The sequence below is a fragment of the Nocardia vinacea NBRC 16497 genome, from assembly GCF_000308835.1.
GTDB classification, from domain to species: Bacteria; Actinomycetota; Actinomycetes; order Mycobacteriales; family Mycobacteriaceae; genus Nocardia; species Nocardia vinacea.
Genome location: NZ_BAGN01000009.1, coordinates 1 through 8,375 on the forward strand (window position 1 = coordinate 1; position 8,375 = coordinate 8,375).

The 8,375-nt window shown below is 66.5% G+C and carries 6 protein-coding genes; 3 read left to right on the forward strand and 3 right to left on the reverse strand.

The genetic code is table 11. The features are described from left to right. Positions 1-1,604, reverse strand: a 1,604-nt coding sequence (locus ON44_RS01650) for a DUF2207 family protein (RefSeq protein ID WP_051181322.1), incomplete at its 3' end; no start/stop codon positions are given. A 182-nt stretch (positions 1,605-1,786) separates the two neighbouring features. On the opposite strand from ON44_RS01650, the gene ON44_RS01655 reads away from it, so the two are divergent. Next, positions 1,787-2,974: a neutral zinc metallopeptidase gene (locus tag ON44_RS01655; RefSeq protein WP_245566972.1), complete on the forward strand. Its 1,188-nt coding sequence runs from the start codon at positions 1,787-1,789 to the stop codon at positions 2,972-2,974. 4 nt (positions 2,975-2,978) lie between these two features. Continuing rightward, positions 2,979-4,220, forward strand: a complete 1,242-nt coding sequence (locus ON44_RS01660) for a neutral zinc metallopeptidase (RefSeq protein ID WP_245566973.1) — start codon at positions 2,979-2,981, stop codon at positions 4,218-4,220. A 25-nt stretch (positions 4,221-4,245) separates the two neighbouring features. Here the strand turns inward: ON44_RS01660 and ON44_RS01665 are convergent, their stop codons facing one another. Both ON44_RS01665 and ON44_RS01670 read right to left on the reverse strand, forming a co-directional pair. Next, on the reverse strand, positions 4,246-5,541 hold the full coding sequence (locus tag ON44_RS01665) for an ammonium transporter (protein ID WP_040685976.1): 1,296 nt from the start codon (positions 5,539-5,541) through the stop codon (positions 4,246-4,248). An 82-nt stretch (positions 5,542-5,623) separates the two neighbouring features. Continuing rightward, positions 5,624-6,448, reverse strand: coding sequence for a hypothetical protein (locus tag ON44_RS01670; protein WP_040685977.1), 825 nt, complete (start codon positions 6,446-6,448; stop codon positions 5,624-5,626). 467 nt (positions 6,449-6,915) lie between these two features. Here ON44_RS01670 and ON44_RS01675 point away from each other — a divergent pair. After that, positions 6,916-8,375 (forward strand): DNA polymerase III subunit gamma and tau (locus ON44_RS01675; protein ID WP_157187023.1); only part of this gene is annotated, 1,460 nt, incomplete at its 3' end.

Consider the following 8,375-nt stretch of genomic DNA (forward strand, 5'->3'; position numbering starts at 1 on the left):
AAGAGTCCTTCGAGGGCGGTGATGAAGTAGGGGAAGTGGCCTGCGAAGCGTTGCAGGTTGCGGTCGCGTTCGAAGGTGCCGAACCAGTAGAGGCCGGGTTGGGAGTCGGCGGCGGGGTTCAGGTCGCGGAAGGCACGGATCCAGTTGTCGGCACGACCGCCGATCACCATGAACGGCAGCGCTCGGGAGAAGACCAATTCCTGGTCGGCGGGCGGGATCTGGTCGCGGGTGGTCGCGTCGAGGCCGCGCTGCAGTGCGCGGATCCGGCCGACGAGTTCGCGGCCCTGAGCCGTGCGCACCGGTAGGAATCGCGGCAGCAGTACCGTCGCGACGCCGGCGAGCAGGATCGCGACGCCGACCAGTGCGCTGCCCGCGGTGAGCGCCAAGGTGATGGTCGCGGCGATACCGGCAACGATCAGTGCCCCACCCAGCAGGATCGGCAATCCGATGCGGGCCCGATCGATGAATGCACCGCGCTCGACCGCATCGGCGAGCATTGCGCTGCGCACGGTTTGGGACTGCACGCGTCCCGGCGCACGCAACTCGCCGACGGTCACCGAATCGGTGCCGTCCGGCAGCAGTGCGCGGTAAACCGCCTTCTCGTAATCGCGCAGCTGGTCATCGGGTGCGTTCACCCGGTCGATGCGCCAATCGCTATCGCTGACAGGCGTGATCCAGATGTACCGGCGCACGGCGAGGTCGATCACCGTCGCGGCGATGTCGCTCGGATCGGCATGTTCGTCGAGCAGTACGCCCGCCTCGCCGGGCAAAATGCCGTCCGGAGAGGTGAACTGGACCTGCGTACCGTCGCGCAGCAACGGATCGATTGTCTCCGAACCGGCTGTGGCGGCGGCGTTTTCCCGCCTGGTCTTGAGCACGTAGCCCGCCATTGCGGCCAGTGCGAGCAGCAGCACACCGAATGCGACGAGCACCGGAGTTGTGAAGGAGAAGGCGCCGGCCTCGCTGTTGTCGCGAATATCGGCGTTGGCGGGCACCGTGCCGGGCGGCATCTGCAGGGTCAGGTCGATATTGTCGCCCTTGCGTAGGTCGGTCTGGTGCCAGTAGAGCACCCCGTCCGCCTCGATCTGCAGATCGGAGCACTGCCGCAGATTGCCGGGCGGGCCCAATTTGCAGTCCACCACGCCCATTTCGTAGCTCGGGCTGATCAGGGATGCGTCGATCGATACGACATCGGCATTGATGGTGCCGAGCCAGCGGAAGACCTGGGTGCCGGGTGCGTCGCTGACCGTGTTGTGGATCGCGTAGGTGAACGTCGATTCGCCAGGCTTGGCATCGATGGTGAACAGATCGTTCGCGACGGTCGCAGTGCCGGTGCCCTTGGTATCGACATCGGTGACCTTGAAGACGCGTTCGACGTCATCGCCGACCTTGAGCCGAAGGGGCAGAGTCATTTTGAAGCTGCTGTCGGCGGGAACGGTCACCTTCTCGATGACCTCGAGCACACCCTCGCGGCTCAGTTTCAGATCCGCGACGATATCGACGCCATCGGTTGCGGGCTCCGCGTGGGCAACCGGTGCGGCGGCCAGCATTCCCGCAGCGGCGAGAAGCAGCGCGCTCGCGGCGCCCCCCCGTAAAGTCAGCATGGCTGCCTACTCTAGACAAGTTGCTAAGCTGCGTCAGCAGCCCGGCGCGAGCGACGGGCCCGCAGGCGGTAGCGCCAGGATAGATACAGTCGGCCGCAGGCCGCCCGTTGAGGGTGGCGGTGGGCGACGAGCGGACCCACGAAGGGACCCGGAGCGCCGCAAATTCAATACGGTCGGCGATCATGAGACGAGGGGGTACGGGGGACGTGACCCAACCACCGTACGGCTACGGGCCGGTTCCGCCTGGTGGACAACCGGTTCCGCCGCGTCCTGGTTCGCCATATGGACAGCCCGGATATCGTCCTGCGCCGGCGCAGCCGGGTTATGGGCAGCCCAGATATGGCCAGCAGCCGGGTTATTCGCCCGGTTACGGTCAACCCGGATATGGTCCGCCGCCGGGTTATGCCCAGCAGCCCGGTTATCCGGCGCCCGGATACGGACAGCGCGCGCCGATGCCGCCGCCGACTCCCTACGGTCCACCCGGGCGTCCACCACAGCGGCGCAAGAGTGGCGGCGGGTGGATCGCGCTGCTGTTGATCATTGTCTTCGTCGTCGCGGGTGGCCTGGTGCGTGGCGCGTTTTCGCACGGCAGGCTCAGCAGCACCGCGTCGGGCCCCGGCCCGAGCATGACCTACACCCCGGATTCGAACGGCGGGGTATCGGAGACCGGAACCAACCCACTGCTGACCGATCCGAACGCCACCTTGATTCCGGCGAAGTGCTCGTACGCACCGTGGAGCACGCAGGTGGACACCGCGCGCAAGTTCTTCGAGACCGCCGCGAGCTGCCTGGAGTCGGCGTGGAAACCCGTACTGGCACAGAAGAATCTGCCGTTCCAGTCGCCGACACTGAATGTCAGCGCGAGCACGGACGGCATCACCACGCCGTGCACCGGCTCCACGAGTAATTTCGCCGCGTTCTACTGCCCGGCGAACAAGACGATCTACATGCCGCTCAGTCAGCTGCAGACCGACCTGTTCAAGGACAACTGGATCGTCTACCTGTCGGTCTTCGCCCACGAATACGGTCACCACGTGCAGGCGATGGCCGGAATCCTGCGCAAGGCCAATAGCGATCGCGTCGACGCGGGCGTGCGCAGTGAGAAGGGTTTGGAGCTTTCGCGCCGAATCGAGTTGCAGGCCAACTGCTTCGACGGCATGTATCTCGGCTCCTCGGCCAATGGCGGTTCGCTGACCACGGGGCAGATCACTCTCGCCCGCCGCGACGCCCACGGCCGCGGTGACCAGCGCGGCGATATGCGCGATCACGGGACCGCGGAGAACGGCGGCACCTGGTTCGAGATCGGAGTGGACAAAGACCGGGCGGCACAGTGCAATACGTTCACCGCGTCGGCCAGTTCGGTGTCGTGAGTAGATGACGCAGCCGCCCTACGGCTATGGTTCCCCGCCTGGATCTGCGCCGCCCGGATCGCAGCAGCAGCCCGGATATCAACCTGTACCGGGATACCAGCCACCGCCCGGATATCAACCCGCACCCGGGTACCAGCCGCCGCCGGGTTATCCGGCGGGATATGGCCCGCCACCGGGTTATCCGCCCAACTATCTGGCACCGACCGCGCCGTACGGTCCGCCGATGCCGTACCAGCGGCCGGGTTATCCTCCGCGTCCGTACCCGCCGCGGCGGCGGAGTTCGGGTGCGGGTCTCAGTGCCCTGTTCGGTGTGTTGACGGCTGTCGTCCTGGTTGCCGGACTGTTTGTCGCATCGGCGATTTCGGCCGATAACGAGAAGAAGCGCAACCGCCCGTCGGCCTACACCCCGCCGACGCCGAGCTACACCTACACCCCGCCGACTTCATCGCCCGGCCCGACATCACGCGCCGCGGCCGCGACCACAACGCGCGCCGCCGCGCCGACCACGACGAAACCCGCTGGACCGCAACCGGTTGCGAAAACCGGTGACAACCCGCTTTTCAGCGACAGCGCGTCGGGGGTGATCAACGCCGACTGCAGTTATCCGGCCTGGGCCCCGACGGTCGATGCGGCCACCCGGTTCTTCCAGGCTGCCTCCGCATGTCTCGATAAGAAATGGCGTCCCGCTTTACAAGGCGCCAACCTGCCGTACTCCAGCCCGGCTGTGAGCGTGCCGGCACGCGGGGCGGACGCGGCGTCACCATGTGGCTCCGGCAGTGCCAATTGGGCAGCATTTTATTGTTCGGCGAACCACACGATCTACATGCCTCTGGACAAGATCCAGATCGAGCGGTACGGCAACGACACGGTGATCTACTTGACGGTTTTCGCGCACGAGTACGGCCATCATGTGCAGGCGATCTCCGGCATTACCCAGGCAATGAGCAGTCAGCGTTCCGATGCTGGAGCGCGGAGCGCGCTCGGGCTGGAGTTGTCGCGGCGCTTGGAGTTGGAGGCGCAGTGCTTTGCCGGAATGTATGTCGGCACCTCGGTCGTCGATGGTGCCTTCGACAGAGTGGAGCAAAGCAGAACAACAGCGGATCAGTACGGGCGTGGAGATAAGTCCGGCGATGCCCGCGATCACGGCACCACCCAGCACTACGGGGCGTGGTTCGAGCAAGGCCAGAACTACGACCGGACATTTCAATGCAACACGTGGAATATGTCGTCGGACGAGGTGTCCTAGCGAGTACTTTCGCGCCGCCGGTGGATCAGTGATCGCCGCCGTGCGACTGCCCGAAGTGCCCCTCGCCGTGCCGACGCGGCGCATGTCCGTGCACGCCTTCGGCGTACGCGGTCTCCGCATGCAGTGCGAAATCGATGCCCGCTGTCTCGTCTTCCTTGCTGACCCGGAATCCGACGAACCGGTCGATGGCCTTGCCGAGCACGAAGGAGACGGCGAACGCATACGCCGCGACCACCAGCACGCCGACCAGCTGCTTGCCGAACTGCGCGAGTCCGCCGCCGTAGAACAGGCCCTCGACACCACCGGTCATCACCTGGTTGGCCAACAGTCCGATCAGCAGTGTGCCGACGATGCCGCCGACGAAGTGCACGCCGACCACATCGAGCGAATCGTCGTAGCCCGCCTTGAATTTCCAGCCGACGGCGAACGAACACACCACACCGGCCGTCAGGCCGACGATGAGCGCGCCGAGCGTATTCACCGAACCGCAGGAAGGCGTGATCGCGACCAGACCGGCCACCACGCCTGAAGCCGCACCGAAGGTGGTCGGTCGACCGTCGCGGATCTGCTCGACCGCGAGCCAGCCGAGCATGCCCAGACAGCCCGCCACCAGAGTGTTCAGGAAGACAGCTGCCGCAACACCATCCGCCGATAGCGCCGACCCGGCATTGAAACCGAACCAGCCGAACCACAGCAGACCCGCACCGAGCAGTACGAACGGCAGGTTGTGCGGACGCATCGCATCGGTCTTGAAGCCGATGCGCGGGCCGAGCACGAGGGCCAGCGCCAGCGCGGAGGCGCCGGAGGCGATCTCCACGACCATGCCGCCCGCGTAGTCGAGCGCGCCGAAGGAGGCCAGCAAGCCGTCCGGCCCCCACACCCAGTGCGCGATCGGCACATAGACCGCCAGCGCCCACAGCGGCACGAAGACCATCCAGCCCGCGAATTTCGCGCGGTCCGCGATCGCGCCGCTGACCAGTGCCGCGGTGAGGATGGCGAAGGTCAGCTGGAAGGTGGCGAACAGCAGTTCCGGAATCGTGCCGTGTACCGAATTCGGATCGATGCCCGCCATCCCGAAGTGGTCGAGATTACCGATCAGTCCGCCGCCCGCGTCCTCGCCGAAGGCGAGGCTGTAACCGGCCAGCAGCCACACCACGGTTACCAGCGGGATCGCGATGAAGTTCATCATCAGCATGTTGAGTACGCCGGTCGAGCGCACCATCCCGCCGTAGAAAATCGCCAGCGCGGGCGTCATCAGCAGCACCAGGGCGGTGCTGATGAGCAGCCAGGCGGTGGCCGCGGGATCGATGGTTGAGGACACGGGGTAACTCCTTCCACGCGTGTATGCGTTGCGAAGAAGTTACCGAATGGTCACATTGTCCCTGGGTATCGGCCCAGACAGTTCAGCGCCGCGCCTTCTTGGCCAATGCGCGCAGACCGCGTCGCCCGGGCACCGGGAGCTCCTCGCTCTCGGCCATCCATTCGGCGGTGGTGAGCCACCGGCGCTGGATGCGCGCGTCGGCGGTGTCGTGGAACAGTCGGCGGCCGCGATCGTCGCGCAGGTCGTGGGCGAGGGTGGACCAGCGCGGCGCGCGGTCATTTTCGGCCAGATAGTCGCGCAGGTAGGTCGCGACGATCGTGCCGATCGTATTGACCGGTCGCAACGAGACCCGATTGCCGTACTTCGCGGAGTAGAAGCGTCTTGCAGCGCAAAGGGATCCGGGATTGGCATTGGAGGCGATCCAGCCGGCACGCTGTGCGCGCTCGATCAACCAGAGGTGTTTCACCGCGGTCGGGGCGATATCGCCGATCCGGTCCCGGATCAGTGTCATCACCGGTTCGGACTGCAGTACGTCACGCCGGGTGGGGCCGGCGCCGTGCGCGAGCCAATGGTCCTCGGCCAGCCGGGCAAGTACGCGGCCGAAGTCATCGATGCTGCGCTGGGCCCGGCGGCCGAGGCGTTCGATGCGTTCGGCCTCCCGGCGCATCTCGTTCTGCGCCGTGAGGGTGCGGATCGCCGCCATGGTCGGCACCTGGCCGCGTTCCAGTAGTTCGAGGATGGCGGCGGCGGTCGACGGATCGGCGGCTGCGGCCACCGGTAGCGAATCGCGCTTGATCGCGAAGTCCTGGGGGCTGATCGCCCGGCTGAGCAGGTCGACGGCCGCATGGTCATCGGCGAAATCGGTGCTCGAAAGCCAGGCGGCGGCAATGTCGTCACACGACGGCACGGTGGAAATTTCCTCCGGTGGAAGTGGTGTGCGTTCGGCGAAAAGCGCCGGAGTTGTGGGATTTCAGGTTGTGCCCCGGTCGGGATGAGGGACCGGCCGGGGCCACCAACCTGATGAAGGTTTGGCTACCGAAGTTGCCGCTAACCACGGTAGCCAGGCGATTGCGTCCATGTCATGCTCGTTGATTGATTCGTTATCTCCGCAAATAGCTCTCGAACCGGGGCGTGAGTTCAACTAATCGCCGCGAAGTGCACTGGACGGGCGCCAAAATTCGTTGTTCGTCCGTTCTCGATCTTCGATTGCTCCGACTTTGCCACCTTCGGCGCTGATCAGTGGGGGCTAACAAAGATCTGAGCATCCTGTGATCTACATCACATTACTGTCGCGAAACGCCCGGCAGCACGCCGCGCCCGGCCTGTCGGTCGAGGGGAATGTGCTTTGTCGGTGGGCGCCGGTAACCTCTGGCCGTGGCTCTGTACCGGAAGTACCGACCGGCAACGTTCGCTGAAGTGGTGGGTCAGGAGCACGTCACCGACCCGCTGAGTATCGCGCTCGACACCGGTCGCATCAGTCATGCCTATCTGTTCTCCGGTCCCCGGGGCTGCGGCAAGACCTCCTCGGCGCGCATCCTCGCCCGCTCGTTGAACTGTGTGCAGGGCCCGACCTCGACACCGTGCGGCGTCTGCCCGTCCTGTGTGGCGCTCGGACCGGGCGGTCCGGGGAACCTCGATGTGATCGAACTGGACGCCGCGAGTCACGGCGGTGTCGACGACACCCGCGAACTGCGCGATCGGGCCTTCTATGCGCCCGCAGAGTCGCGGTATCGGGTGTTCATCGTCGACGAGGCCCATATGGTCACCACGGCCGGGTTCAATGCGCTGCTCAAGATCGTCGAGGAGCCGCCCGCCCATCTGATCTTCATCTTCGCCACCACCGAGCCGGACAAGGTGCTGCCTACCATCCGGTCCCGCACGCACCACTACCCGTTCCGGCTGCTGCCGCCCGCCACCATGCGCGGACTGCTCGGCAAGATCTGCGAGCAGGAGCAGGTGCCGGTCGAGGAAGCGGTGTACCCGTTGGTGATTCGCGCGGGCGGTGGGTCGCCGCGCGACAGCCTGAGTGTGCTCGACCAGCTGCTCGCGGGCGCCGGTCCCGAGGGCGTCACCTATTCGCGGGCGGTTTCGCTGCTCGGCGTCACCGATGTCGCGCTGATCGACGATGCGATCGACGCGCTCGCCGCCGGCGACGGCGCTGCCCTCTTCGGCACCATCGATCGCGTCATGGAGGCAGGGCACGATCCGCGCCGCTTCGCCGTCGACTTGCTGGAACGTCTGCGCGACCTGATCCTGATGCAGGCTGTCCCCGATGCCGCCGACCGCGGCTTGGTCTCCGGCCCCGGTGATGTGCTGGACCGCATGCGCGAACAGGCCGAACGCACCGGCCCGGCCACCCTGGCCCGGCACGCGGAACTCCTGCACGAGGGCCTCGGCGAAATGCGCGGCGCCACCGCCCCCCGCCTCCTGCTCGAAATCGTCTGCGCCCGCATGCTTCTTCCGTCGGTATCCGACGCCGAATCCGCAACCCTGCAACGCCTGGAGCGCCTCGAACGCGGCATCGCCACCGGTGCGATGGCAGCGCCCTCATCCGCCTCCACTCCGGCACAGTCCGAAGCCCCGCCCCCTTCGGCGCCGCCGCGTTCGTCCAACGAACCCCCGCGCCGCCGAGGCGCAGAACTCCTCGCCGCCGCCCGTCGCGAAAAGGACGCGACCCGCGGGGGCGCGAGCCCAGCGAGCGCTCCCGCGCAGGCTGGTGCTCCCGCGCAGGCTGGTGCTCCCGCGCAGGCTGGTGCTCCCGCGCAGGCTGGTGCTCCCGCGCAGGCTGGTGCTCCCGCGCAGGCTGGTGCTCCCGCGCAGGCTGGTGCTCCCGC